The organism is Cupriavidus yeoncheonensis, assembly GCF_905397275.1.
Classification (GTDB): domain Bacteria; phylum Pseudomonadota; class Gammaproteobacteria; order Burkholderiales; family Burkholderiaceae; genus Cupriavidus; species Cupriavidus yeoncheonensis.
Window position 1 is genome coordinate 18,828 of record NZ_CAJPUY010000036.1, and the last position, 26,470, is coordinate 45,297.

Below are 26,470 nucleotides of genomic sequence, written 5' to 3' on the forward strand. Positions count from 1 at the left end.
CTCCCAGTGGTTGTGGTTCCGGATGGTTTCAGAACCGCCGCGATACGGCGGTGTCGCGCATGACGGCCTCCGGGGTGCGATAGCGTTCGGCCATTTCGCGGTCCTGCTCGCTCCTGAGCTGTGCCTGCATATAGGCGCCAAGTTGGCGCGCATGCTCGACGACCGCCTGGCCGACCTGCACGCGCTCGGCGCTGTAGGCTTCGAGCGCGGTTTCGACCGACGCGTGGCCAGCGAGCGCGCGGACCAGCGCAATGGCGTCGCCGGCCGCCTTTGTGACCCCCATGCCGCAATGCGGACGCGCCACAAAGGCGGCATCGCCGAGCAGCGCGATCCGGCCGAAGGCCATGCGCGGCACGGTCAGGTCGTAGATCGGCTGGAACAGCGGCTGAGGCGTCCTGGCGACGACTTCGGCGAACTGCGGCGCCAGCAGATCGCTGGCGGCGCTTTCCATGTCGGCCAGCACATCGGGACGGATCAGGCCCGGCGGGATGCCATTGGCCCAGACCTTGCCCGTGGCGTCGGTCAGCAAGTCCGGAAGCTGATCGTCTTCCCGCGTCGCGCGGTACCACACAAAGTTGTAGCGGCGCCGGCCCGGTTCGGTGCTGTTGCCGTCGCCCGCCACCGGGTAGCCGAGGATCTGCTCGTGCGGTGGCAGGCAGAACGCAAACTTGCCGAAGATGGCCGCATGCGTGTCCGGAGACAGCCGTGCTTCGTCAACCAGGCCGCGCCAGGCAATGTAGCCCGCATACTCCAGGCCCGCCGATGGCAGCAGGCGCTCGCGCACGGCGGAGCGGAAGCCGTCCGCCGCGACGACGACATCGGCGCGGTGCGTCGACCCGTCCTGCAGCGTGACCACGGCGTGGTCGGCATGCGAATCGACCGCGGTCACCATGGCCGCCGTGCGATAGGCGCCGGAGAAAGCCTTGCCCAGCACGTCGTACATCTTGCCCCAGGCGGTCAGCGTCTGCGGCATCTCGCGTTCGGAGACGGCGGCGCCGTCGCGCGAAAGCGTGACGCGGGTATCGACGCGAACGCCGATGCTGTCGTCGACCACCACGCCGGCGGCGGCAAGCGCATCGAACAGTTCCGGGTGGGTGACGATGCCGGCGCCGCGGCCCGTCAGGGCCTCGGGCGTACGCTCGAAGATCTCGACGTCCCAGCCATTGCGCTGGAGCATGTTGGCGGCAAACAGCCCGCCGAGCGAGCCGCCGACGACGATTGCCCTGGGTTTCTGGTGCGGTGCGGTGTTCATGCCATGACTCCGGTTGTTGCCTGTGCCGCGTGCGGCAGTTCCAGGCCGGCGACTTCGTCGGCCGGATAGTTCAGTTCGATCGTCACGCCCGAAGGGTCTTCGATGAAGACCTGGTGCAGGCCGAGACTCGGCACCGTACGGTCGCGCCAGGGAATGCCTTCGGCGCGCAACGTTGTCCACATCTGCTGCACGCCGGTGGCCAGGAACGCGATGTGGTCCAGCGTGCCGGTGCCCGACGCGGGCAGCGACTTGTCGCCGAGATAGGCCGATAGTCCCGCGGCGTTGTCCGGATCCACGCCAATGATGTGCACGGTGCCGTAGTCGCGCTCGTCGTCGCCCATATAGAGCCACGCGCCGGGGAAGTCGAACGGCGGACGGTAGCCGCGGCGGAAACCCAGGATGCGTTCGTAGAACGCGCAGGACCGCTCCAGGTCGGTGGTGCGGATCGAGAAATGTGCCAGCCTGGTCAGTGCCATCGTTGCCTCCTTAAATTATCAGACGATCAATGATCGTGTGATAAATAATAGAGCGGAAGGTCGAATCGGCCAAGGGTGGAGAGGGTGGTATTAACCCTGATCCCGGGGCGGTGCCGTGGAGGGCGGCGGGGCCGCTGCAACGCCGCTAAGGCGTGCCGCCGGCGGCGCTGAGGCATCGCGGGCCAGGACATGGCATCATCCGGCGACGTGCAACGTGCGGGACGGACCGCATGGACCCATCCATCCGGACAGAGGCAAAGATGGACAAGCTGCTTGCTTTGAAGATGTTCGTGGAGACGGTGGATGCCAAAGGCTTTTCCGCCGCGGCGCGCCGCTTGAACCTGGCCACATCGTCGGTCACGCGCGCGCTGGATGGCCTGGAGGATGCGCTTGGAGCGGTCCTGCTGAACCGCTCGACGCGGCAGATTACGGTCACCGAAGCCGGCGCCGCTTACTATCAGCGGGCCCGCAGGATCCTGGATGCGGTCGAGGAGGCCGACGCACTGATCGCTGACCGGGGTGAGGAGCCTGTCGGGCACCTGCGTGTGTCGCTACCGGTCGCTTTCGGGCGCCGATGCATCGCGCCTTATCTCGGCGGCTGGCTGGCGAAGTACCCGCAGCTCGAAGTTGAAGTGACGCTGACCGATGACATCGTCGACCTGCTGGGCGAACGGATAGACCTGTCCGTGAGGCTGGGCAGTCCGGCATCCTATGACAATGTGGTCGCACGGGAGATTGGCGCCTTCCGCCGCCGCGTCGTGGCCAGCCCCGCCTATCTGGAAGGCCACGGCATGCCGGTCGAACCGGTCGACCTGGTCAATCATCGCTGCATCCGTTTCAGCTATGGGTCGCGGGACCAGGTCTGGACCTTCCGGCAAGGAGAGAGCGAGACCCGGGTCCCGGTCAGCGGCCACTTCCGCAGCAACAACGCCGAGGTATTGCGCGAGATCGCGCTGGCGGGCGGCGGCATTGGCCTGCTGCCCGACTGGCTGGTCGACGACGACATCGACAGCCAGCGGCTGACGGTGCTGTTCGACGCCTGGTCGGTCAATCCGGATCAGGCGAGTTCCACGATCTCCGCGCTGTATCTGCCGAACCAGCGCGGTTCGCGAAGAATCGGCGCATTCCTGGAGTTCCTGGCCGCGCTGCCCGGGCCGACCCGCCGCCGCGAGTGACGCGGACCCGGGTCCCTGCCGGTGTGCGCAATCACGCCACGGGTTGCCCGGTGGCCAGCAACTCCGCCAGCGCCTCGCGGAAGCGCTCCGGTTTTCCGAAGTATCTGCCGGTCGGCGCTGACGGCGCCGGGTAGTTCACGCGATCGTTCACACGGACGGCGGCCTGCCTTCGAAGGCGTCTTGCAGCAATTGCCGGATGCCGTCACGCTCGAGCGGCCGCGGATTCGGATACTGGTCGCGCAGCGCCAGGTCGCACGCGCGTTCGAGGTCCGCTTCGGACAGCCCCAGGTCGCGCAACGATGTGGGCGCCCCCAGCTTCACCGCCAGTTCGAATACGGCGCGCGGGCCGCTGCCGTGGCTGGCGTCCAGCGCTTGCGCAATGGCGGCCATTGCCTCTGGCGCAGCCGGGGCGTTGTAGGCCAGCGCATGGGGCAGCACCACCGTGTGGACGTCGGCATGGGGCAGGTTGAACGTGCCGCCCAGCGTGTGGCAAAGCTTGTGATGCAGTCCCGCCGTCACGCTGCCGAGCACGGCGCCGCACAGCCAGGCGCCGTAGAGTGCGTCGCTGCGTGCGTTGCGCAGCGTGTCGTCGGCGCGGTCCGCCGTCGCCGCGGCAATGACCGGGAGTGCCCGGCCAAACGCGGCGATGCCCTCGCGCGCCATCCACTGGCTCACCGGGTTACGGTCGGCGGCATAGAGCCCTTCGGCCGCATGGGCGATGGCGTTCATGCCGCTGGTCACGCTGACCATGGCGGGCAGCGCCAGCGAGAGGTCCGGATCGTAGAGGATCGTCCGCGGGAGCACGCGCGGGTCGCGTCCCGTGCGCTTCAGGCCGGCATCGGTGAGCCCGTAGATCGGCGTCATTTCCGAACCGGCGTAGGTCGTCGGCACGGCGATGATCGGCAGGCCGGACTCCAGCGCGATGGCCTTCGCCAGCCCGATGGTCGAGCCACCGCCGATCGCGAGGGTACAGTCGGCGCCTAGCCGCTGGGCCTGTTCGCGCGCAAGCCGTGCCTGCTCGATCGGCACATGCATCACGGCGCCGTCGAAGATGCCGGCACTGTGTGCGCCCAGCGCGGCCGCCGCGCGCTCGGCAAGTGCGCGCTGGCCCGGCGTGCACAGCACAAGGACGCTGCGCACGCCTAGCGCTTCGGCTTCTTGGCCAAGCCGTGCCAGGCTGCCGGAGCCAAAGACGATGCGTTGCGGTTGAGTCTGGTAGGCAAAGGGGACCATTGCTGAATGTCTCTCGGGGAAGTATGAGGACTGGCAGAATCCAGTGCGCGCACGGTCAGTCGACCGCGATATGGCGGGCCTTGATCAGCCGTCCCCAGCGGGCCGATTCGTCCTGGATCAGCTTGTTGGTCTGTTGCGCGTCGCCGGCCACCACTTCGAAACCGCCGTCCGTCAGCTGCTTCGTAATCGCCGGGTCGCGCAGCGTCGCGGTCATTGCCGCGGCGAGCTTGCCCAGCACTTCCGGCGGTGTCTTTGCCGGCGCGATCATCGCGACCCAGGAATAGGCCTCGAAGCCCTTGTACGCTTCGGATACCGCCGGCACGGCGGGCAGCCTGGTGTCGCGCTGGCGGGAAGTCACGGCCAGCGCCCGCAGCTTGCCGGCCTGCACATAGGGCAGTACCAGCGGCAGGCTGGCGATCATCGAGTCGACATGGCCGCCGAGCAGGTCATTGATGGCCGGGCCGCCACCCTTGTATGGGGTATGGATGCCAGTGGTGCCGGCCGCTTCATGGAACGCTTCGGCCACGAGCTGATTCGAGCTGCCGTTGCCGACGGATGCATACGACACCTTGTTCGGCACGCGCGCCGCTGCCACGTAGTCCTGCACGGTCTTGTACGGCGACGCGGCAGGGACCACGAGCACCATCGGCGAGCGCACCAGGTAGGAAACGCCGGTCAGGTCGCGATGCGACGCATAGGGCAGCCTGGGGTAAAAGTGCGGTTCGGTGGCAAAGCTGTCGAACACCATGCCGACGGTGTAGCCGTCGGCCGTGCTGCGGGCGATTTGCCCCGTGCCGATCGTTCCGCCTGCACCGGCCCGGTTGTCGATCACCACCGTCTGCGCCAGTCGCGTGCGCAGGCCTTCCTGGACTTGGCGCGCGACCTTGTCGACCGTGCCGCCGGCGGCGTAGGGGACGATGATCGTGACCGGCTTCGCCGGCCACCTGTCCGCGCGGGCCAGGCCCGGCGCCAGTGCGCAGGCAAGCGCCAGCAGCACGGCTGACTTCCGGGTGCGTCCGCGCATCGCACGGATTAGAGGGGCGAAAGCCGTAGTCATTGCGGAACTTGTCTCCATGGATGGCACCTTCCGATCGGTTCGTGTCCGTTCTGCAGACAGCGGGCGCCTGCTTCTTTGCATCTTCCGCAAAAAGGCTTGCGACGCGGTCCGTCGTGTCGATACTATGTCCTAGTCGCAGTAACGGGAAGCCTTTGCTTCCGCGCAATGCTTTTGCGGGAAACGCACAAATGGACTTTATCCGTTTTGCCGAGAACCTGGCCATCTTCGTCGATGTGGCACGCGCCGGCAGCTTTTCGGCGGTGGCCCGGCGCAGGGGCCAGGTGGCCTCGTCGGTGGCTCGCCAGATCGACGCGCTGGAGCGGGAAATGGGCGTGGCCTTGTTCACGCGTTCCACGCGCGCCCTGGTGCGCACCGGCGCCGGAGACCTGCTGTTCGACCGCGCCACGCGCATCCTGCAGGAGCTGGCCGAGACACGCGACGCCGTGACCGCGCTGGAGCAGGGCGTCAGCGGCAGGCTGCGCATTGCCTGCCTGCCGGCCTTCGCGCGGCGCCACGTGGTGCCCCAGCTTGGCAGTCTCTATGCGCAGTATCCGGGGCTCGCCGTAGAGCTGGAACTCACCGACCGCGTCGTCGACCCGGTACTGGAGCGCTTCGACCTGGTCATCCGCGTGGGGCAGCAGGCCGACAGCAAGCTGATCGCCCGGAGTATCGCCAGCCAGCGCTACATCATCTGTGCGACGCCCGCCTATCTTCAGGCCCACGGGCGTCCGGTGCATGCTCAGGAACTGGCGCACCACCGGCTGATCGACCGCGGCCACAGCACCAGCATGCGCGGCTGGCGGGAACTGCTGACTCCCGTCCATGCCGCCGGGGCGGTCTTTGCGCTCGAATGTGATGACTGCGATACGCGCCGTCTCGCGGTGCTGCAAGGGCTGGGCATCGCCCTGATGCCCGACTGGTCCGTCGGCGAAGATATCGGCGCCGGCCGCCTGGTGGAATTGCTGCTGGACGGCGTATTGCCGCAGGCGCAGGGCGGAATCTACCTGGTGCGGGCCGCGCCGCGCGCTTCGGCCAAGCTGAGGGCATTTTCCGCGCACTTGCTCGACAGCATCGGGACCCCGCCCGGCTGGCAGGTCGCGATGACGCGTGCCGGTGGTCCCGCCGGGCGCGATGCCGCCTGAGAGCCATGGCGGACCGCAGGGGCCCGCGCGGATCGGGCGTGCCCGCCAGCCATCCCGCTCACGCCAGCGCCGGATAGTCGGTGTAGCCGATCGCGCTGCCGCCGAAGAACGTGGACGGGTCCGGCGCGTTCAGTGCGGCCCGGGTCCGGAGGCGGTGCGGCAGGTCGGGGTTGGCAAGGAAGGGCCGGCCGAACGCGATGAGATCGGCGCGCCCGTCGGCGATCGCCTGTTCCGCCGAACTGGCGTCGTAGCCGCCGGCGAGCATCAGCACGCCGCGGTACGCGGCGCGCATGGCGAGGATCATGCGGTCCCAGCGCGGATCGGCGACCTCGTCCCTGACGGTGCCGACCATCGCCGGCTCGACCAGGTGCAGATAGGCCAGTGGCCAGTCGTTGAGGCGGCGCGCGATATAGCCGAACGTGGCTTCGGGCGTCGCATCGCCCATCCCCATGAAGCGACCCATCGGCGTCAGCCGTACCCCCACGCGTTCGGCGCCCACCTCGGCGGTCACGGCTTGCACCACTTCGAGCAGGAAGCGGACGCGGTTCTCGCTGCTGCCGCCATAGGCGTCGGTGCGCTGGTTGCTTTCCGAGTTGATGAACTGGTCCAGCAGGTAGCCGTTGCCGGCGTGGATCTCGACGCCGTCCATGCCCGCATCGATGGCATTGCGCGCGGCCTGCCGGTAATCCTGCACGATTGCCGCAATCCCCTCCGCGGTCAGGGCCTGCGGTGTCGGGATTTCGCTCCACACACCGCTGCCGTCCGCGTCGACGATGAACGTCTTGCCGGGGACCGGCAATGCGCTCGGGGCGACGGGCAGGGCGCCGCCGGGCTGGAAAGAGGGGTGGGACACGCGCCCGACATGCCAGAGCTGCAGGAAGATGCGACCGCCGTCGGCATGCACGGCGTCGGCCACGGCGCGCCAGCCATCGACCTGCTCGGCGGTGTGGATGCCGGGCGTCCAGGCATAGCCTTGCCCCTGCTGGGAAATCTGCGCGGCCTCGGTGATGATGAGCGCGGCCGACGCGCGCTGCCGGTAGTACTCCACGTTGAGGGCGCCGGGCACATTGCCTGGCTGGTCGGCGCGCGAGCGCGTCAGCGGTGCCATCGCCACGCGGTGGTTCAGGGCCAGCGTACCGATGGTGATGGGTGCAAACAGTCGGGATGTCATGATGGGAACTCCTGTTGAAGCGATTCGAAAGAGCGCTTTCTCAGCGCCGCGAGGCAAGTGCAAGCGCAGCCAGCGAGAGCAGCGCCAGGCCGCTGCCGGCAACGACGACGCCGGTCCAGCCGAGGTGCGTGTAGAGCGTGCTGGCCAGCGCGGATCCGACCGCGCCGCCGGCAAAGATTGCGGTCATGTACAGCGCATTCAGGCGTCCGCGGCTGGCGGCATCGAGCGCATAGATGGCGCGCTGGCCCAGCACCATGTTCATCTGCACGGCGAAGTCGAGCACGACGCCGGTCAGCGCGAGCCAGTACACGCCGCCTGCGCCGCCGGCAATGCCGGGGATAAAGCTGAGCGCCGCCGCGACCATCGCAAGGTATGAGGCGATGCGGGTGTAGCCCGCGTCGGCCAGGCGCCCGGCCACCGGCGCCGCGATCGCGCCCAGTGCGCCGACCAGGGCGAAGATGCCGATCTGCGATTGCGACAGTCCGTAGCGGCCGGCCAGTTCCAGCGGCGCGGCGGTCCAGAACAGGCTGAATGCCGCGAACAGCAGTCCCTGGTACAGCGAGCGCTGGCGCAGCACCGCGTGGCGCGTGAACAGGTGCCACAGCGAGGCGATCAGGCCCGCATACGTGGCGCGATGCTCGGGCGTGCGGCGCGGCAGGGTCGTGACGATGATCGCGACCGTGACCAGCGTCATCGCGGCGGCGATATAGAAGACGGCCCGCCAGCCGAAGTACTGTGCCAGCATGCTCGACAGCGGACGCGACAGCAGGATGCCGGAAAGCAGGCCGCCCATGATCGTGCCGACGGTGCGGCCGCGCAGCGCTTCGGGCGCCAGGTGCGCAGCCAGGGGAATCAGGATCTGCACGCTGACCGAGCTCAGGCCGAGCAGCAGCGATACCAGCAGGAACATGCCCGGCTGCGAAGCCGTGGCAGCCCCCACCAGGCTGACTGCCGCCGCCACGCCGCTGATGGTCAGCAGGCGCCGGTTCTCGAGCAGGTCGGCCAGCGGCACCAGGAAAAACAGGCCGATGGCGTAGCCGATCTGGGTCAGCGACACGATCACGCTGGCGCTCTGGGCGGACAGGCCCACGGCCGGCGCAATCATTTCGATGATGGGCTGGGCGTAATACAGGTTGGCGACCAGCACGCCGGCGCACAGCGAGAACAGGGCGACCAGCGCGCCGGACATCGGTGCGGCCGCCGGGCGAGCGCCGTTCATGCCAGGGGAATTTGTGGAGTTCATGATTTCGGTATCGAGTGCCGGGTTGCAATGCCCAAAGCTTAGGGGGCGGCAAGGGCAAGTTGAATCACAACGGGAAGCAAGTCAGCGTTGCGCGGCGCGCAACGCCTGCAGTCCCGGCAGGCGCGAAATGGTCACTCGATAAATGAACGGCGTGTGCGGGCACACGTCGGCCGGCTTCGTGCGGCGCCGGGGGGCGTGCCGCCAAGCATCAGAGGCCCCCGGCTAACGCCAGGGGCGGTACGGAAGGGCGTGCGTCGTGAGGCAGGCTAGCCGCGACGCTTTTGCGTATCGCTCGGCAATTCGCTGAAGCGTGCGGCGTAGTAGCCGGCAAAGCGGCCCAGGTGGCCGAAGCCGTACTCGAGCGCGGTTTCGGTGATGCTGGCCGCGGGGTCGAGCAGCAGCCGGCAGCGCACCGCGTCAAGGCGCGCGTTGCGCAGCAGCTCCATCGGGGACAGGCCGAAATGGCGCTGGCACAGCGCATTCAACGTGCGGCTGCTGACGCCGGCGGCCCGCGCAAGGTCTTCGAGCGAGACTGGCGCACTCAGGCGCGAATCGATGTAGGCCGCCACCGCATCCATCTGGCGCAGGCCGCGGCTCGCGGCCTCGGGGGCCGCCGGGTCATGCAGGGCGTCCTGCAGCGGAGCGGGCAGTGGGGAGGGACTCACGGGCTGGTGCAGCAGGAGGAATAGCGCCAGGTTTCTTTCGACATGCCCGACCCAGTTGGCATGGACGGGAGAACTGTCCGCGCACGAGAGCAGATTCAGCAAGGAATGGGCGATGAGCTCCCATTGCGTTTCCAGTGCGCGCGGCAGCAGGAAGCCGGGTGCGAGCATGGCGGGGGAATCGGCGGGAATGCCGCCAGCCTCGCGGATCAGGCTGTGCGGGACCCGGACGATGAGCTGCTGGTTGCCCGGGCTCCAGCGCAGGCGGATACGTGTCTTGGGGGAAAGGACTGCCGTGCGGCCTTCCGCCACCCACAGCCGTTCACCGTCGCAGTCGATTTCCGCGCCGGCGCCGATCGAGGTGTGCACGAGAGAGAAATCGTCGAACGGTCGTGCGGATACTTCGACTTCGGGGCCATAGCGCAGGGCATAGACCTTCAGTCGATCGAACTCGCCCTTGAACATCGCGGCATCGGGTGCGCCGGACTTCCAGCGAAGCGCATGGTCTGTCAGTTCGCGGGCGACATGGTCATGCGCTTCCACGCGCACATCCGATTGAAACAGCGGATGGCTGTACAGCGTGGCGAGCGCGGGGGTCCGTGGTGAAAGCGGCATGTCTTGTCCCCGATGTCTTGTGCCCGTATTCCGGCTTATTCGGCGGTTTCCGGCCATGGCGCGGCAGGCTGAATCCGCCGTGAAGACCCCTGTTCATCCGCAGGGGTCGCAGGCCCCTTTTCCATTTCGCCGATCTTGCCACAGTGCCCTCGCCATGGATAGCACACCACGGCCGGACCGGGCCGGCCATGCCTGAACCGGATAGCCGGCGACTGGCGGCCTGCCATTTCCGGATAGTGCGGCCCGTGGCTGCCAGAACCGGATTCCCGCTGCGCGAAAGTTCACGGATTCCGGCTAGTCCCGCGCGGGGGCGCCTTCCTACACTGCGTCCATTCCCACACCAACAACCCAGCGGAGACAGCGATGTCAGACTCCCCACAGATGGCCGGGCGCACCAGCAGCCGGCAGGTGTCCTTCCCACAGCCGGATGGCTCCTGTGTTCCCTACAGTGTGTTCAGTTCGCAGGATGTCTATGAGCGCGAACAGGAGCGGATCTATCGCGGACCTCACTGGAGCTTCGTGGCCCTGGCCTGCGAAATCCCGAATCTCAACGACTTCAAAAGCACCTTCGTCGGCGACACGCCCGTGGTCGTGACGCGCACGGCGAACGGGTTTTCCTGCTGGGTCAATCGCTGTGCGCACCGCGGTGCCATGGTATGCCGCGAGAAGCATGGCAACGCCGCTTCGCATACCTGCGTCTACCACCAGTGGAACTACTCATGCGAGGGCGATCTCCAGGGCGTGCCGTTCCGCCGCGGACAGAAGCAGGGCACGATCGCGCTTGCCGGCATGGCAAAGGCGTTCGACCCGTCCCGGCACGGCCTGCAGAAGCTGCGCGTGGAGGAGTACCGCGGCCTGCTGTTCGCCACGTTCAGCAGCGAGGCACCGCCGCTGGCCGACTACATCGGCCCGGAGATGCGGCCGTGGGTGGACCGCGTCTTTCACAAGCCCATCGTTTACCTGGGATGCACGCGCCAGTATTCGAAGTCGAACTGGAAGCTCTACTTCGAGAATGTCAAGGACCCGTACCACGCGAGCCTGCTGCATCTGTTCCACACCACCTTCAATATCTTCCGCGTCGGCATGAGCGCGCGCTCGGTTCCCGATGCCACGCATGGCCTGCACAGCCTCATCACGGTGACCAAGCCCAAGGCGGACACCAATACCGCGGCGGCCTACACCGACCAGAAGATCCGCTCGATGCAGGACGGCTTCGCGCTGGAGGATCCGTACGTGCTGGGCCAGGTTTCGGAGTTCGAGGAAGACTGCACCAACCACATCCAGCCGATCTTCCCGCAACTGGTCATCCAGCAGATCCACAACACGCTCGTGGCCCGCCAGTTGCTGCCCAAGGGCCCGAACAATTTCGAGCTGGTGTTCCACTTCTTCGGCTACGAGGACGACACGCCCGAACTGCGCGAGCTTCGCCTGTTGCAGGCGAACCTGGTCGGACCTGCCGGCTATATCTCGATGGAGGACACCGAGGCCACCGAACTGGTGCAGCGCGGAACCGTGCGCGATGGCGACAAGACCTCCTACATGGGCATGGGCCTGGATGCGCCCGAACAGACCAACAGCAACATCACGGAAAACCTGATCCGCCGCTTCTGGGCCGGCTATCAGCGTGCAATGGGGTACTGAGATGGAAACCAACCTGCAGCTCTGGATGGAACTGAGCGCGCTGCAAAGCCGCTATGTCCACGCCATCGACAACGACCTGCTCGAGACCTGGCCGGGCTTCTTCACGGAGGATGGCACGTACACCATCATCTCGCGCGAGAACGCCGACCGTGGCCTGCCGGTCCCCATCATCCATTGCCGCAACCAGAAGATGATGCGCGACCGCATCGTCGCACTGCGCCACGCCAATATCTTCGAGGCACACGGCTACCGGCATGCGCTTGGCGGGCTGGTGATCGAATCGGCGACAGACGATGAGATTCGCACCGTGTCGAGCTACATCGTCGTCAACACCGGCGCCGCGGGCGATTCGGTGGTCTACCAGGCGGGCGTCTACCGCGACACCGTCGTCCGCCAGGACGGCGGGTGGCGCTACCGCGAGAAGCGGGTCATCTATGACACCTCGCGCGTCCAGACCCTGCTGGCCACGCCGATCTGAGGAGAGCATCACCATGAGCACCTGGCACGATGTCGGCGCGGCCGACGAATTCGTTGAAGACGAACCGCGCGCCGTCGAGGCGGCGGGATTGTCGATCGCGGTATTCCGCGTCGGCGAGGAGTTGTTCGCGTTGCACGACCTGTGCACGCACGAGCGCGTCCCCCTGTCCGAGGGGTTTGTCGAGGACGGCTGCGTCGAATGCCCGCTGCACCAGGGACTGTTCGACCTGCGCACCGGCGAGGCGCGCAAGGCGCCCTGCACGACACCGGTCCAGACGTATCCCGTGCAGGTGAGCGAGGGCCGGGTGCGCATCCAGGTGCTCCCGCCCGTGGTGGTGATGTCCTGAATGCGGGGGAGTGTCATGCATACGGAATCCACCACCATTGTCATCATCGGCGCAGGGCAGGCCGGCGGCTGGGCGGCGCGCACGCTGCGCGAAGAGGGCTTCGCGGGCCGCGTGGTGCTGATCGGTGACGAAGCGCACCCGCCCTACGAGCGCCCGCCATTGTCCAAGGCTGTACTCGCCGGCGAGGCCACGCCTGAAAGCGTGCATCTGCTTGATGCGGCAGCGATCGCTGCCTTGTCGATCGACTGGCTCGCCAGCGCACGCGTCGCCAGCATCGATCGGAACGCAAGACAGCTCATGCTCGCGGACGCAAGCGCGATCCGCTATGACAAGCTGATCCTCTGCACCGGGGGAAGGGCACGCGAGCTCGATGTTCCGGGTGCCGGCCTGCCCGGCGTGCATACGCTGCGCACCATCGACGATGCGCAGCGCCTCGGCCCTGCGCTGAAACGCGACGCACGCGTGGCCGTGGTCGGCGGCGGCTGGATCGGCCTGGAAGTCGCGGCCACGGCGCGCCAGCGCGGCGCCGCGGTGACCGTGATCGAGACCATGCAAAGGCTGTGCGAGCGCAGCGTGCCCCAGGCGCTGTCTGCCTACCTGCAGGCATTGCACGCCGCACAGGGAGTTGAAGTGTTGCTGGGCGCCGCGGTGACGAGCTTCGTGCCGGCCGCGTCGGGTGGCCTCGACGTGATGCTCTCCGATGGGCGCAGCATTCCCTCTGACGCGGTCGTGGTCGGCATCGGCCTCGTGCCCAATGACGAACTGGCGCGCGCCGCCGGGCTGGAGTGCGACGGCGGCGTGCTGGTCGACGCGCAGTGCCGCACCTCGGACCCGGACATCTTCGCCGCCGGAGATGTTGCCGTTGCGCGCAATAGCTGGGCCGACCGTCGCCTGCGGCTGGAGTCCTGGCAGAACGCGCAGGAGCAGGGCATCGCCGCGGCCAGGTCGGCACTGGGGCGCGATATCCACTATGACCCGCTGCCATGGTTCTGGTCGGACCAGCACGGCACGAACCTGCAGATCTATGGCGTGCCGTCGCCATCGCACCAGATGGTCGTGCGCGGCGACCCGGAGACCGGCAGTTTCGTCTTCTTCTACCTGGACGGCGAGCGGCTGGTGGCCGCGCTGGGCGGCAATGCCGCGCGCGACCTGCGCTTCGCCCGCCGCCTGATCGAAAGGCGGACCCAGGTGAGGGCGCAAGACCTGGCCGATCCAGGCGTATCCCTGGCAAAGCTCTGAGCCACTAGGCCGGTGTTCCAGGGCGAGACCTACAGAAACGGAGGAGACAATGCGGCAGATTGACATTCAGAGAATGGCCGGCGAGGCCAGACTCAATCGGTTTCACTACGGCGTGCTGGGCTGGTGCGCGCTGATCATCATCTTCGATGGCTATGACCTGGCCGTGGCCGGCATTGCACTGCCGTCGATCATGAAGGCGATGCAGATCGAGGCCAGCCAGGCGGGCTTGCTCGTCAGTACGGCGCTGGTCGGCATGATGTTCGGCAACATCGTGCTGGGCACCATTGCAGAGCGGATCGGCAGACGCGTGGCGATTGCAGTGTGCGTCGGCCTGTTCAGCGTGTTCACCGCCGCTGCCGGCTTTTGCAGCGATCCGCTACTGTTCGGTGCGGCGCGCTTCGTGGCCGGTATCGGCATCGGCGGCGTGATGCCCAACGTGATCGCGCAGATGACCGAATACGCGCCGCGGCGCGTGCGCAGCACGATGGTGACGCTGATGTTCAGCGGCTATTCGGTCGGCGGCATGCTGGCGGCCGTACTGGGCAAGAACCTGATCGAGAGCTATGGCTGGCAATCGGTGTTCATCGCGGCCGGCCTGCCGGTGCTGCTGATCCCGCTGATCCTGAAATGGATGCCGGAGTCCGTGCCGTTCCTGGTCCGGCGCGATCGCACCGATGACCTGAGGCGCCTGGCGCTGCGCATCGACCCGGGCTACCGGGCGCAAGCCGGCGACCGCTTCGTCGTGGTCGAAGCAGAGGTGGCCGCCGGCGCGCCGATCAGCCAGCTCTTCCACCAGGGCCGTGCGCTGAGCACGCTGATGTTCTGGCTGTCGTGCTTCATGTGCCTGTTCATGGTCTACGCACTCAGCTCATGGCTGACCAAGCTGATGGCCAGTGCCGGCTACAGCCTGGGCTCCGCGCTGACCTTCGTGCTGGTGCTGAACCTCGGCGGGATGATCGGTGCCATCGGCGGTGGCTGGCTGGCGGACCGGTTTCATATCAAGCATGTGCTGATCGGCATGTATGTGCTGGCGGCAGTGTCGATCACGCTGCTTGGGCATCCCGTGCCCACGGCGTGGCTGTACGTGCTGGTCGCGCTGGCCGGCGCTTCGACCATCGGCACGCAGATCGTCGGCTGTGCCTATGCGGGCCAGTTCTATCCCCTCGGCATCCGCGCCACGGGCATCGGCTGGACGCTGGGCATGGGCCGCGGCGGCGCCATCCTCGCGCCGATCCTGATCGGCTTTCTCGTCGCGATGGGCCTGCCGCTCGCGCAGAACTTCATTGCCATCGCCGTGCCAGGACTGGCAGCGGCATTGGCTGTCCTCATGATCGACCACGGTCGGTCCGCCTCGTCCCTGGCAGGGCCGGGCGAAATCCGCGGCGATGCCGGCATGGCAGATGTGCCGCAGCACCCCGCAAAAACCCACCCCTAAGGAGACAGGCATCATGGCCGAATATACCCCTTCCGAATTGCTGGAGCTGGTCAATTCCAACCAGGTCGGCGCCGGCGACGAACGTGTCCGGGCCATTACCGGACGCATTGTTGCCGACCTTTTCCGCACCATCGAGACCTACCACGTCACCCCTGACGAGTTCTGGTCCGCCATGAAATGGCTCACTCGCCTGGGGCAGACGGATATGGTCGGCCTGGTCACGGCGGGCCTCGGCTTCGACCGCCTGCTCGACATCCTCGAGGAGGAGGCCGACCACGCGCAGGCGCGGTCGCAAGGCACGCCGCGCGCGATCGAAGGTCCGTTGTACATACCGGGCGCGCCGCTGTTCCAGCGCGAAGTGCGCCTCGATGAAGGCAACGAAGGCAAGGGCGAACTGTTCGTCATGGAAGGCCGCGTGTTCGGGCTGGACGGCAAGCCCGTGCCACACGCCAAGGTCGACGTCTGGCATTGCAACGAACTGGGACGCTATTCGCACTTCGATCCCTCCCAGCCGGACTACAACCTGCGCCGCTGCATCGAGACGGATGCCGAGGGCAATTACCGCTTCCGCAGCTTCCTGCCCCCCGGCTATGCGATCCCGCCCGACAGCCCGGTCTCGGAACTGTTCGCGTTGCTCGGCCGCCATGGCAACCGGCCCGCTCACATCCATTTCCTGGTGTCCGGCGGGGGCAAGCGGGCGCTGACCACGCAGGTCAATATCCCCGGCGATACCTTCCTGGACGACGATTTCGCGTTCGCGACGCGCGACGGACTGGTCGTGTCGCTGGAGAAGGTCGAACGCTCGGCGGAATATGCGTCGCTCGGCGTGGAAGGCCCGTTCACCCGGGTGCGCTTCGACTTCGTGCTGCAGGATGCACTGAATGAAGCGGAAACCATCGCGGCGAGCCGCTACCAGACGGTGGGGAGCGCGGGCTGACCGCCTGTTCATGGGGCAGCCACGCCGGCTTCGCGCGCCCAATGCGCGGAATCCGGCGGCAGCGCGTTCGACCGTGTCGGCAATGTCCTGGATAATCGGCACGGGTCAGCAGCTCGAGGCCCGCCCCTCCGTCGGAACTGAATCAGTTGCCAGCTCCTCAATGACTCCCTTTCGCGGCAAGCTCCGGGCACGGCATCTGGAGGTGATCCTGTCGGTGGCGGACCTGGGCAGCCTTTCGCGGGCGGCCGAACAGCTCCACATGACGCAGTCGGGGCTGTCCCGCGCCGTCGCGGAGGTCGAGGAAATCATCGGCGGGAAACTGTTCGAGCGGACCGCGAAGGGCATGGCCGCCACCGCGCTGGGCACGGCCATGTGCCGCCATGCGGCACTCCTGCTCGGCGACATGCACAAGGCGGAGGCGGACCTTTCCGCGGTAGCCGCGGGCGGCGCCGGCACGCTGTCGGTGGCCTGTTTCTCCATGTTCGCGAGGTGGCCGATGGCCGAGGCCATCCTCCGGTTCCGGCGGCAGAATCCGGCCGTACAGATCACCGTCGAGGTCGGACCCCACGAGAGCCTGATCGAGAAGCTCGATGCCGGCGCGGTCGACCTGCTGGTCAGCCGGAATCCCAGATCGCTGCACGGAGCCACCTACAGGGCGGTCGAGCTCATCGACGACGGCATCATCCTGGCTTGCGCGCCCGACCATCCCCTGGCATCGACAGCGGCCGATCTTGTCGATTGCCTGGCCTATCCTTGGATATCGTCGCCTCCCGGCAGCCATATGCGCGAGCTGCTGCTCACTGAGGTACGCGACAAAGGATTGGAACCACCGCAGATTGTCGGTGCGCTGTCGCTGGAACTTGGCCGCGAACTCACGCTGTCGGGCCAGTTTCTCTGGCACCTGCCGGGCAGCATCGGGCGTTATCTGGCGTCGCGCGGGGAGGTGGTGGTGCTGCCCGTGTCATTCGACCTGACCGTGGGCCCGCTGTCGGCCATCTGGCGGCGGGACCGCAGCAGCAGCCGGGCGTCCCGGTCGTTCATTGTTGCGTTGCGGGAAACGGTCGGCGCCATGGAGGGCCACTGAAGAGGGCCGCTGAACGCGGCACAAAAATTTCGGAGATTTCCTGTTCCGCCGCACGGCCGGCAAAACGTTTGCCGGCCGCCGGCCAGTCATGGCAACCGGGCAAAGTCCTCGGGAGTGATCAGGCCCGTTTCCCAGCGGCGCGCCGAGACACCGCTGTCCTGGAATTCGCTGATCCGGGAAGCGAGCGGGGAATAGCGTTGCCATGGCTCCCCGGCAGCGCTCTGGGGAGTGCCGTCCGAGACGAAGCCCCCGACCGCCGAGCGCAGGTCCGCGCCCGCGCGTTCAAACACGGCATCCGACACGCGGGCGATCATGGGCGCGTCCGACCAGCCCTGCCGGTTTCCGAACAATAGCGGCAGCTCGAGGCAGTGCGGGCTCATCAGGTCCGGTACATGACTCTGCACGTTGAACAGGAAGGGATAGGCGGCCCTCCCGGCTTCATGAAATGCCTGGCAGAGATGCTCTACGCCAGCCCCGAACATCTTGAAACTGCTTCCGTCCACAAGCTGCGTATAGGGACTATGTCCCGGCCTGCGCCTGGCCAGCTCGGCGTAGACTCGCGCCGACTGGTCCGCGTACTGCCGACCATACCATTCGCGTACCGTGGCCTCGTCGGCGCCCACCAGCGGCGGTTCGATAAACATGAACGCAGCGCTTTCCTCCGCCGTGGATCCCACCAGTGTTTCGCCGACATGGGCTTCGCGGGCGGCGCGACGGAAATCGAACAGCCATTCCGGTACGAGTCCCTCTTCAAAAGCCGGCCTGAACGCGACCGCCACCTCACCGAATGCCATGCGCGAGCGCATGACAGCCACCTGGGCCGACAGGATGTCGTCAGTCGACAGCGCGTCGAATTCCCGACCGCCTGCCTGCTCCATGAACTCGCGACTGGTATGACGCGCTTCGTCGTGGTTCATGGGAGGCACGATCGGAAGGCTGAAGAGTATGTTGCGGCGGAGCATGCCCCGGGCCGCGGGACTCACGCCCAGCAGCCACGCGTACCACGCTCCCGCCGACTGGCCGCTGACCGTCACGTCGGCGGGGTCTCCACCGAACTGCGCGATGTTCTGCTGCACCCATTCGAGTGCGCGCAGCAGGTCGCGTACTGGCCTGTTGGCTCCAGCCGGGTCGCCTTCCTTTGCACAGTGCCCGAAAGCGCCCAGGCGATAGTTGACTGTCACCACGATGAACCTGCCGTCGCGTGCCAGGCGCTCGCCGTCGTACCATGGCGCGGAACCGCCTCCGGTCATGAAGCCGCCACCGTGGATAAAGACGAAGACAGGCAGCGAATTGCCGGACACCGGCGCCCAGACGTTGAGCACGAAAGCGTCCTCGGACTGAGGATTGGCGCTGATGGCATCGCCCATCACGACTGCCAGTCGCGAGCGGCGCTGGGGAAACACGGCGCCTGGCATCGTGGCATCGAGTTCGCCATGCCACCATGCCGGTGGCCTGATATCGGAGTAGCGGCTGGTCGAATCGATACGCTCGCCATAAGGTATTCCCCTGAACGCGCACACGGCGTCACGCACGGTGCCGCGCACCAATCCGCCTTTCAATCCAGCAATGGCTGTTTGCCCTTCGAGTTTCATGAGTCGATTTCTCCAGAATTTCGCATGTTGCGAGACAACAGAAATGCAATCTGTGAACAGGCCAGGACGGTACCGCCAAGGCCGGCCATGACCCCGCGTCAGAACAGGTGCTCGACGAACACGCCGGCAAGCATTTGCCGCGACGAGCCGGATGGAGCGGACGCGCCGTTGATCCATGCCCTGGCATCTTGTCCACCCGCCCATTGGTAGACCGCCTGGAGGTACACGCGCGACCGCTTGGAGAGCGAGGTCTCGGCAACCATGAGCAACTGATGGGCGTATCGGTCCAGCAGGACGGCGTTTCCCTTCATGTACTGGTAATGCACGGTCAGTCCGTACCGCTCTCCGAACGATCTGGTTGCGCCGATACCGAAGTTGTTGATGACCCCGCCCGTATTGGCGTTCTCCGTTCGAGAGTAGGTCCCCGCCAGGGTCCAGTCATCGGCAGTCCATTTGCTTCCCACCCCAAGCGTACGAATGTGTGCGGTGCTGGTTGTTGTGGTCCCGTCACGAAAGTCGATGTATGCGACCGTCGCACTGAGCTTTCCGGACTGATACAGGCCCCCGAGGCTGTAACTACTGCCACTGTTCACGGAACCCGGTCGTTCGCCAAAGGCGTACATGGCCCCGACTTTCAGCGGGCCAAACTGATTGGTGTACTTGGCGCCGTTGGCTACCAGCTCTCCGTTGGAGCGGTCATAGTCGAAGGAGCCGCCGGGGAAGGGCCCGTTCACACCCCCGAAGTTTGTGAAAGGGCCCTGGCTGGCGCCCCATATGCCGCCATGCCATGCACCACTGAAGCCGCCAGCGGTGAAGTAGTCGAACATGAAGTCGCGCATCAGGCCGAGCGACAGGTCGCCGAACTGTCCGCGCAGGCCGATGATCGAGTTGGCGTTGAACAGCTGGCCAATCAATTGCCCGGTGTCCGACAAAAATCTGCCGGAAAGACGAAAGTAGGCTGACGTGCCGTCCCCCAGGGACTCCGAGCCATTGAAAGCCAGGTAATTGGGGCGGTTCGGTGCCGCGTCCAGGCTATATCGCGCCGCGCCCGAGGCGTTGGACGTATAGGTCGGCCCTGCACCCACAAGGCCACTGATCGTCAGTCCGTCCGCGTGCGAAGCAACGCTTGCGACTGTGGCCATCATTGCACCCGCGACTTGCACCGTCCGTAGCCGAATGCCACGGTGACATATGAAGTTGCGGGCAACACGCCGTCGGCCCTTGGCTGCATCCAGGTACATCCTTCTCCTCCGCCTGCTCTGATTGAATTCGAATTGGCGCTTCACCAGATAAGGTGAATCTTTGACATCTGCGGCTTGGCTGGGACAGCGACACGCAGGTGCACCAATCGTAGTGGCGGGCGGCAGGCCTTAGGCATGCGAGCTTTGAGAACCCTCATGCCAGTTGCTCATGGCATGAATCGGCACTCGGAAACAGGGTTTGTGCATGCCATGGGCACGCACAAGGGCAGGCCGGGGAAACTTGCCTCGGGCGCCTGGAGCCACGGGCTGCTCCGGCATCTGGCGCCTGACCGGCCGCAGGCCGAAGCGTGCATTCTCCCTATTAACGCAATTAACCGACAGGCGAAAGCGCCAAACAAAAACGCGCCGGATTTCTCCGGCGCGCCATTTGCTGCCAGGCCTGAAGGGCCGGCAACCTGCCAAAACCTGGGGACCTGCGTCCCCGGGTTTCAGTACTTCCACATGATCTGCTGCAACTGCTTGCTGTCGTTGGTCTTGGTCAGCGCCAGGGCCGTCAGGATGCGCGCTTTCTGCGGCAACTGGTCGTCCGTGACGACCCAGTCGTACTTGTCGTCCGGCTGCTCGGCGTTGCGGACCACCACGCCGCTGCCGGTGCGCGAGGCACGCACGATCTGCACGCCCTTGGCGCGCGCGGCCTTGAGCGGCTCGACCATGTAGTCCCCGACGCTGCCGTTGCCCGTGGCGGCATAGACAATGGCCTTGGCGCCGTTCTTCACCGCGGCATCGATGCTGGCCGGATTCACGTTGCCGTAGGCATAGACCACGGCCACTTCAGGCAGCTTGTCGATCTTGTCGATGTCGAACTCGGTCTGCGTGGTGTGCGGGCGGGCAGGCAGGCGGTAGAACAGCGTGCGGCCTTCCACCACATAGCCAAGCGGGCCAAACGGCGAACGGAAGGTTTCCGCCTTGAAGGTGTTGCCTTTGGTCACGTCGCGGCCGGTGTGGATCTCGTCGTTCAGCACAGCCAGCGTGCCTTTGCCCCGGGACGCGGGGTTGGAAGCCACCACCACGGCGTCGTACAGGTTCAGCGCGCCGTCCGCGCCCAGTGCCGTGCCCGGACGCATCGAGCCAACCACCACCACGGGCTTGTCGCTCTTGAGCGTCAGGTTCAGGAAGTAGGCCGTTTCCTCGATGGTGTCGGTGCCGTGGGTGATGACGATGCCGTCCACGTCAGGCTGCTTGAGCAGTTCCGAGACACGCTTGCCCAGCTTCAGCAGCCGCTCGTTGTTGAAGCTCTCCGAACCGATCTGGAAGATCTGCTCGCCCTTGACGTTGGCGACCTTCGAGATCTCCGGCACCGAGGCGATGATCTTGTCGACCGGTACCACTGCGGACTGGTAGGCCGCCGTGTTGGTGGCCGAAGCGCCGGCGCCGGCAATGGTGCCGCCCGTGCCGATGATGACGATATTGGCCTTGCGGGCCTCTGCCTGGGTCGCGGCGGGCGTGCCCGATGGCTGTGCGGCCGGGGCAAGCTGGGCGTGGGCGGTGCCGGTGATCAGGCTGGCGGCAAGCAGGGCGGCGGCCAGTGTCGTGGTGCGGGCAAGACGTCTCATGATTCTCCTCGGTGGCGGAACGGCATGACGCGCCTTTTGGGCAGGACGCCGCCGTCCATATCTGGTCAGTGACTGCCGAACAGGAACTGGGTTTCAGGGCCGCTGTCGGCAGCGGCTGCAACTATAAGGGAGGAGAAATAGCCGCGGGAGGGGCGATACCCGGGTTATGCCGATTCGGCATGACCCGGGCATTTTGATAACTCAACTCACATAGAAAGCGAGAAGGTCATGCGGCAGCGTCGCTGACGGACGTGCCTGATGTCCGGCAGGCCGCGTGGCGGCCTGCGGCAAGAGCCGCCGGGACGGGATCCCGGCCTGCCCATGTCAGAACGCGTCGCCCGGCACGCGCACCCAGCCTTCCATCAGCACACGGGCGCTGCGGCTCATGATGGCCTTGGTGACGGTCCAGTCGCCGTTGGACTGGCTGGCCTCGGCGCCAACCCGCAGCGTGCCCGACGGATGGCCGAAGCGAACCGCATTGCGTTCGCCGCCACCGGCCGCCAGGTTGACCAGCGTGCCCGGAATGGCCGCCGCGGTACCGATGGCCACGGCTGCCGTGCCCATCATGGCATGGTGCAGCTTGCCCATCGATAGCGCGCGCACCAGCAGGTCCACGTCGCCGGCGCCAACCGGCTTGCCGCTGGACGCGACATAGTCCTTCGGCTTCGCGACAAAGGCGACCTTGGGCGTGTGCTGGCGCTTGGCGGCTTCGTCGACGTTCTTGATCAGGCCCATGCGCACAGCGCCATAGGCACGGATGGTCTCGAACATCGCCAGCGCCTTCGGATCGCCATTGATGGCCTCCTGCAGTTCGGTGCCGGTGTAGCCGATGGCTTCCGCATTGACGAAGATCGTCGGGATGCCGGCATTGATCATGGTCGCCTTGAACGTGCCGACGCCCGGCACTTCGAGATCGTCGACCAGGTTGCCGGTCGGGAACATCGCGCCGCCGCCGTCGCCTTCTTCGTCGGCGGCCGGGTCCATGAATTCGAGCTGCACTTCGGCGGCAGGGAAGGTCACGCCATCCAGTTCGAAGTCGCCGGTCTCCTGCACTTCACCGTTGGTGATGGGAACGTGGGCGATAATGGTCTTGCCGATATTCGCCTGCCAGATGCGCACGACCGCCGTGCCGTTCTGCGGAATGCGCGACGCATCGACCAGGCCGCCGCTGATCGCGAACGGGCCGACCGCGGCCGACAGGTTGCCGCAGTTGCCGCTCCAGTCGACGAAGGGCTGGTCGATCGAGACCTGGCCGAACAGGTAGTCGACGTCGTGGTCGGGCCGGCTGCTCTTCGAGACGATCACGGTCTTGCTGGTGCTCGACGTCGCGGCTCCCATGCCGTCGATCTGCTTGCCGTACGGATCGGGGCTGCCGATCACGCGCATCAGCAGCGCGTCGCGCGCCTTGCCGGGGGCCTGGGCGGTCTCGGGCAGGTCCTGCAGGCGGAAGAACACGCCCTTGCTGGTGCCGCCGCGGATATAGGTGGCGGGAATCTTGATCTGGGGTACGTGGGCCATGGAAATATTGTCCTGGTCAAACTGCAGCGGGCGGTACGTTGCCGCACCGCCCGCCTCAAGTTGCTACTTACGCAGCCGCTTTCGCGGACTCAAGGAAGTCTTGCGCGAAGCGCTGCAGCACGCCGCCGGCTTCGTAGATCGACACTTCCTCGTCGCTGTCCAGCCGGCACGTCACCGGCACTTCCACGCGTTCGCCGTTGCGGCGGTGGATCACCAGCGTCAGGTCGGCGCGCGGCTTGCGCTCGCCGGTCACGTCGTAGGTTTCGGTGCCGTCCAGGCCCAGCGTCAGGCGGTTCACGCCCGGCTTGAACTCCAGCGGCAGCACGCCCATGCCGATCAGGTTGGTGCGGTGGATGCGCTCGAAGCCTTCGGCGACGATGACTTCCACGCCTGCCAGGCGCACGCCCTTGGCCGCCCAGTCACGCGACGAGCCCTGGCCGTAGTCGGCACCCGCGACGATGATCAGCGGCTGCTTGCGCTCCATGTAGGTCTCGATGGCTTCCCACATGCGCACGACCTTGCCTTCCGGCTCGACGCGGGCCAGCGAACCCTTCTTGACCTGGCCGTCGACCACGGCCATCTCGTTGATCAGGGTCGGGTTGGCGAACGTTGCACGCTGCGCGGTCAGGTGGTCGCCGCGATGGGTTGCGTAGGAGTTGAAGTCCTCCTCCGGCAGGCCCATCTTGGCCAGGTACTCGCCCGCGGCGCTGTTGGCCAGGATCGCGTTCGACGGCGACAGGTGGTCGGTGGTGATATTGTCGCCGAGCACTGCCAGCGGACGCAGCCCCTGCAGCGTGCGCTCGCCGGCCAGCGCGCCTTCCCAGTACGGCGGACGGCGGATGTACGTGCTCTGCGCGCGCCAGTCGTACAGCGGGCTGGTCTTCTCGCCGCTTTGCGCGGTGATGGCGAACATCGGCTCGTAGACCTTGCGGAACTGCTCCGGCTTGACGCTTTGCGCGACGATGGCGTCGATCTCTTCGTCGCTCGGCCAGATGTCCTTCAGGTATACCGGCTTGCCGTCCTTGTCCGTGCCCAGCACATCGCGCTCGATGTCGAAGCGCATGGTGCCGGCGATGGCGTAGGCCACCACCAGCGGCGGCGATGCCAGGAAGGCCTGCTTGGCGTACGGGTGGATGCGGCCGTCGAAGTTGCGGTTGCCGGACAAGACTGCCGTGGCATACAGGTCGCGGTCGATGATTTCCTGCTGGATCTTCGGATCGAGCGCGCCGGACATGCCGTTGCAGGTGGTGCAGGCGAAGGCGACGATACCGAAGCCGAGCGCTTCCAGGTCCGGCAGCAGCTTCGATTCCTCGAGGTACAGCTCGACGGCCTTCGATCCCGGCGCCAGCGACGACTTCACCCACGGCTTGCGGGTCAGGCCGCGCGCGTTGGCGTTGCGCGCCAGCAGGGCCGCGGCGATCACGTTGCGCGGATTGCTGGTGTTGGTGCAGCTGGTAATGGCCGCGATGATCACGGCGCCGTCAGGCATCAGGCCCTGGGCTTCCTGGGCTTGTGCCTGCTCCAGGTTCACGGCGATGCCGCGCTCGGCCAGTGCCGAGGTCGGCAGGCGCTTGTGCGGGTTGGACGGGCCGGCCATGTTGCGCACCACGCTCGACAGGTCGAACTTCAGCACGCGCTCGTACTCGGCGTGCTTCAGCGTGTCGGCCCACAGGCCGGCGGTGCGGGCATAGGTCTCGACCAGCTTGACCTGCTCGTCCTCGCGGCCGGTCAGGCGCAGGTAGTCCAGCGTCTGGTCGTCGATGAAGAACATCGCGGCCGTGGCGCCATATTCGGGAGCCATGTTGGAAATCGTGGCGCGGTCGCCCAGCGTCAGGCTGGAGGCACCTTCGCCGCGGAATTCCAGATAGGCGCCGACGACCTTTTCCTTGCGCAGGAACTCGGTCAGGGCCAGGACGATATCGGTGGCGGTAATGCCGGGCTGGCGCTTGCCGGTCAGCTCGACGCCGACGATGTCGGGCAGGCGCATCCACGAGGCGCGGCCGAGCATGACGTTCTCGGCTTCCAGGCCGCCCACGCCGATGGCGATCACGCCCAGCGCGTCGACATGCGGCGTGTGGCTGTCGGTGCCCACGCAGGTATCGGGATAAGCCAGGCCCCGCCCTTGACCGTCAACCTGGGCGTGGATCACGGGCGACATCTTCTCCAGGTTGATCTGGTGCATGATGCCGTTGCCCGGCGGGATCACGTCGACGTTCTCAAAGGCCTTCTTGGTCCAGTTGATGAAGTCGAAGCGGTCCTCATTGCGGCGATCCTCGATGGCGCGGTTCTTGGCGAAGGCGTCGGGGTCGAAACCGCCGCATTCCACGGCCAGCGAGTGGTCGACGATGAGCTGCACCGGCACCACGGGGTTGACCTTGGCGGGGTCGCCGCCCTGGTCGGCAATGGCGTCGCGCAGGCCGGCCAGGTCCACCAGGGCGGTCTGGCCCAGGATGTCATGGCATACCACGCGCGCCGGGAACCACGGGAAATCCAGCTCGCGCTTGCGCTCGATGAGCTGTTTCAGCGAATCGGTCAGCGTGGCCGGGTCGCAGCGGCGCACGAGGTTCTCGGCCAGCACGCGCGACGTGTAGGGCAGCTTGTCATAGGCACCCGGCTGGATTGCCTCGACGGCTTCGCGCGCGTCAAAGAAATCCAGCTTGGTGCCCGGCAGTGGTTTGCGATGTGCAGTGTTCATGGCGTGGGGAGGAATACGGGGTGATGCACAGGGAACCGTGGAGCAGGGCACAGGCGCCCCGATCCACGTTCTCCAGTCAGCGCGGTGTGATCAGCGCTTCTCGATTGGCACGAACTCCAGGTTCTCAGGACCAGTGTAGTTTGCGCTCGGGCGGATGATCTTGTTATCGATGCGCTGCTCGATGATGTGGGCAGCCCAGCCCGAGGTGCGGGCGATCACGAACAGCGGCGTGAACATCGCGGTCGGCACGCCCATCATGTGGTAGCTCACGGCGCTGAACCAGTCCAGGTTCGGGAACATCTTCTTGATGTCCCACATCACCGTCTCCAGGCGCTCGGCGATGTCGAACATCTTCATCGAGCCGGCATCCTTGGACAGATTGCGCGCGGTTTCCTTGATCACCTGGTTGCGCGGGTCGGCAATGGTGTACACCGGGTGGCCGAAGCCGATCACGACTTCCTTGTTCTCGACGCGGCGGGTGATGTCGGCCTGGGCTTCGTCGGGGCTGTCGTAGCGCTTCTGGATCTCGAACGCGACTTCATTGGCGCCGCCATGCTTGGGGCCGCGCAGCGCGCCGATCGCGCCGCAGATGGCCGAGTACATGTCCGAGCCCGTGCCGGCGATCACGCGGCCAGCAAAGGTGCTGGCGTTGAACTCGTGCTCC

The 26,470-nt window shown here is 66.4% G+C and carries 22 protein-coding genes; 9 read left to right on the forward strand and 13 right to left on the reverse strand.

What is annotated here, in order from left to right:
• Positions 1–28: 28 nt before the first annotated feature.
• Both KHO22_RS30320 and KHO22_RS30325 read right to left on the reverse strand, forming a co-directional pair.
• The gene (locus tag KHO22_RS30320; RefSeq protein WP_211950879.1) at positions 29–1,252 is read right to left on the reverse strand and encodes an FAD binding domain-containing protein; all 1,224 of its coding nucleotides are present in this window, start codon (positions 1,250–1,252) and stop codon (positions 29–31) included.
• Positions 1,249–1,728 (reverse strand): VOC family protein, encoded by a 480-nt coding sequence (locus tag KHO22_RS30325; RefSeq protein ID WP_211950880.1) that lies wholly within the window; start codon positions 1,726–1,728, stop codon positions 1,249–1,251. Before KHO22_RS30325 ends, KHO22_RS30320 begins: the two co-directional genes overlap by 4 nt.
• Positions 1,729–1,988: 260 nt before the next feature.
• Here KHO22_RS30325 and KHO22_RS30330 point away from each other — a divergent pair, with 260 nt between their 5' ends.
• Positions 1,989–2,903 (forward strand): LysR family transcriptional regulator, encoded by a 915-nt coding sequence (locus tag KHO22_RS30330; protein WP_211950881.1) that lies wholly within the window; start codon positions 1,989–1,991, stop codon positions 2,901–2,903.
• A gap of 147 nt (positions 2,904–3,050) precedes the next feature.
• Here the strand turns inward: KHO22_RS30330 and KHO22_RS30335 are convergent, their stop codons facing one another.
• Together KHO22_RS30335 and KHO22_RS30340 are read right to left on the reverse strand one after the other, a co-directional pair.
• Positions 3,051–4,136 carry a maleylacetate reductase gene (locus KHO22_RS30335; protein ID WP_211950882.1) on the reverse strand — a complete coding sequence of 362 codons (1,086 nt, stop codon included), beginning with the start codon at positions 4,134–4,136 and terminating at the stop codon, positions 3,051–3,053.
• A gap of 55 nt (positions 4,137–4,191) precedes the next feature.
• Entirely contained in the window at positions 4,192–5,193 is a 1,002-nt protein-coding gene (locus KHO22_RS30340; protein ID WP_230427092.1) for a tripartite tricarboxylate transporter substrate-binding protein, read from the reverse strand.
• A gap of 188 nt (positions 5,194–5,381) precedes the next feature.
• Here KHO22_RS30340 and KHO22_RS30345 point away from each other — a divergent pair, with 188 nt between their 5' ends.
• Entirely contained in the window at positions 5,382–6,335 is a 954-nt protein-coding gene (locus tag KHO22_RS30345; RefSeq protein ID WP_211950884.1) for a LysR family transcriptional regulator, read from the forward strand.
• A 58-nt stretch (positions 6,336–6,393) separates the two neighbouring features.
• Here the strand turns inward: KHO22_RS30345 and KHO22_RS30350 are convergent, their stop codons facing one another.
• The 3 genes from KHO22_RS30350 to KHO22_RS30360 form a co-directional block, all read right to left on the reverse strand.
• Positions 6,394–7,506, reverse strand: a complete 1,113-nt coding sequence (locus KHO22_RS30350) for an alkene reductase (RefSeq protein ID WP_211950885.1) — start codon at positions 7,504–7,506, stop codon at positions 6,394–6,396.
• A 40-nt stretch (positions 7,507–7,546) separates the two neighbouring features.
• Positions 7,547–8,749: an MFS transporter gene (locus KHO22_RS30355; RefSeq protein WP_211950886.1), complete on the reverse strand. Its 1,203-nt coding sequence runs from the start codon at positions 8,747–8,749 to the stop codon at positions 7,547–7,549.
• A gap of 266 nt (positions 8,750–9,015) precedes the next feature.
• Positions 9,016–10,026: an AraC family transcriptional regulator gene (locus KHO22_RS30360; RefSeq protein ID WP_211950887.1), complete on the reverse strand. Its 1,011-nt coding sequence runs from the start codon at positions 10,024–10,026 to the stop codon at positions 9,016–9,018.
• A gap of 363 nt (positions 10,027–10,389) precedes the next feature.
• Here KHO22_RS30360 and andAc point away from each other — a divergent pair, with 363 nt between their 5' ends.
• The 7 genes from andAc to KHO22_RS30395 all read left to right on the forward strand — a co-directional run bounded on the left by andAc (position 10,390) and on the right by KHO22_RS30395 (position 17,186).
• Positions 10,390–11,667 carry an anthranilate 1,2-dioxygenase large subunit AndAc gene (gene andAc, locus KHO22_RS30365; protein ID WP_211950888.1) on the forward strand — a complete coding sequence of 426 codons (1,278 nt, stop codon included), beginning with the start codon at positions 10,390–10,392 and terminating at the stop codon, positions 11,665–11,667.
• Between the two features lies 1 nt (position 11,668).
• Entirely contained in the window at positions 11,669–12,145 is a 477-nt protein-coding gene (gene andAd, locus KHO22_RS30370; protein ID WP_211950889.1) for an anthranilate 1,2-dioxygenase small subunit AndAd, read from the forward strand.
• Between the two features lie 13 nt (positions 12,146–12,158).
• On the forward strand, positions 12,159–12,491 hold the full coding sequence (gene andAb / locus KHO22_RS30375; protein ID WP_211950890.1) for an anthranilate 1,2-dioxygenase ferredoxin subunit AndAb: 333 nt from the start codon (positions 12,159–12,161) through the stop codon (positions 12,489–12,491).
• A 15-nt stretch (positions 12,492–12,506) separates the two neighbouring features.
• Positions 12,507–13,730 (forward strand): NAD(P)/FAD-dependent oxidoreductase, encoded by a 1,224-nt coding sequence (locus tag KHO22_RS30380; RefSeq protein WP_211950891.1) that lies wholly within the window; start codon positions 12,507–12,509, stop codon positions 13,728–13,730.
• A 49-nt stretch (positions 13,731–13,779) separates the two neighbouring features.
• Positions 13,780–15,165: an MFS transporter gene (locus KHO22_RS30385; protein WP_211950892.1), complete on the forward strand. Its 1,386-nt coding sequence runs from the start codon at positions 13,780–13,782 to the stop codon at positions 15,163–15,165.
• 13 nt (positions 15,166–15,178) lie between these two features.
• The gene (locus KHO22_RS30390; RefSeq protein WP_211950893.1) at positions 15,179–16,102 is read left to right on the forward strand and encodes a dioxygenase family protein; all 924 of its coding nucleotides are present in this window, start codon (positions 15,179–15,181) and stop codon (positions 16,100–16,102) included.
• A gap of 82 nt (positions 16,103–16,184) precedes the next feature.
• Positions 16,185–17,186, forward strand: coding sequence for a LysR family transcriptional regulator (locus KHO22_RS30395; RefSeq protein WP_230427093.1), 1,002 nt, complete (start codon positions 16,185–16,187; stop codon positions 17,184–17,186).
• Positions 17,187–17,272: 86 nt separating this feature from the next.
• Here KHO22_RS30395 and KHO22_RS30400 read toward each other — a convergent pair whose 3' ends face one another.
• The 6 genes from KHO22_RS30400 to KHO22_RS30425 form a co-directional block, all read right to left on the reverse strand.
• Entirely contained in the window at positions 17,273–18,955 is a 1,683-nt protein-coding gene (locus KHO22_RS30400; RefSeq protein ID WP_211950894.1) for a carboxylesterase family protein, read from the reverse strand.
• Positions 18,877–20,019 (reverse strand): porin, encoded by a 1,143-nt coding sequence (locus KHO22_RS30405; protein ID WP_211950895.1) that lies wholly within the window; start codon positions 20,017–20,019, stop codon positions 18,877–18,879. Before KHO22_RS30405 ends, KHO22_RS30400 begins: the two co-directional genes overlap by 79 nt.
• A 449-nt stretch (positions 20,020–20,468) precedes the next feature.
• Positions 20,469–21,593, reverse strand: coding sequence for an asparaginase (locus KHO22_RS30410; protein ID WP_211950896.1), 1,125 nt, complete (start codon positions 21,591–21,593; stop codon positions 20,469–20,471).
• A 324-nt stretch (positions 21,594–21,917) separates the two neighbouring features.
• Positions 21,918–23,111, reverse strand: a complete 1,194-nt coding sequence (gene prpF, locus KHO22_RS30415) for a 2-methylaconitate cis-trans isomerase PrpF (protein ID WP_211950897.1) — start codon at positions 23,109–23,111, stop codon at positions 21,918–21,920.
• Between the two features lie 67 nt (positions 23,112–23,178).
• Positions 23,179–25,806, reverse strand: coding sequence for a Fe/S-dependent 2-methylisocitrate dehydratase AcnD (gene acnD / locus KHO22_RS30420; protein ID WP_211950898.1), 2,628 nt, complete (start codon positions 25,804–25,806; stop codon positions 23,179–23,181).
• Positions 25,807–25,896: 90 nt separating this feature from the next.
• Positions 25,897–26,470 (reverse strand): citrate/2-methylcitrate synthase (locus KHO22_RS30425; RefSeq protein ID WP_275950848.1); only part of this gene is annotated, 574 nt, incomplete at its 5' end.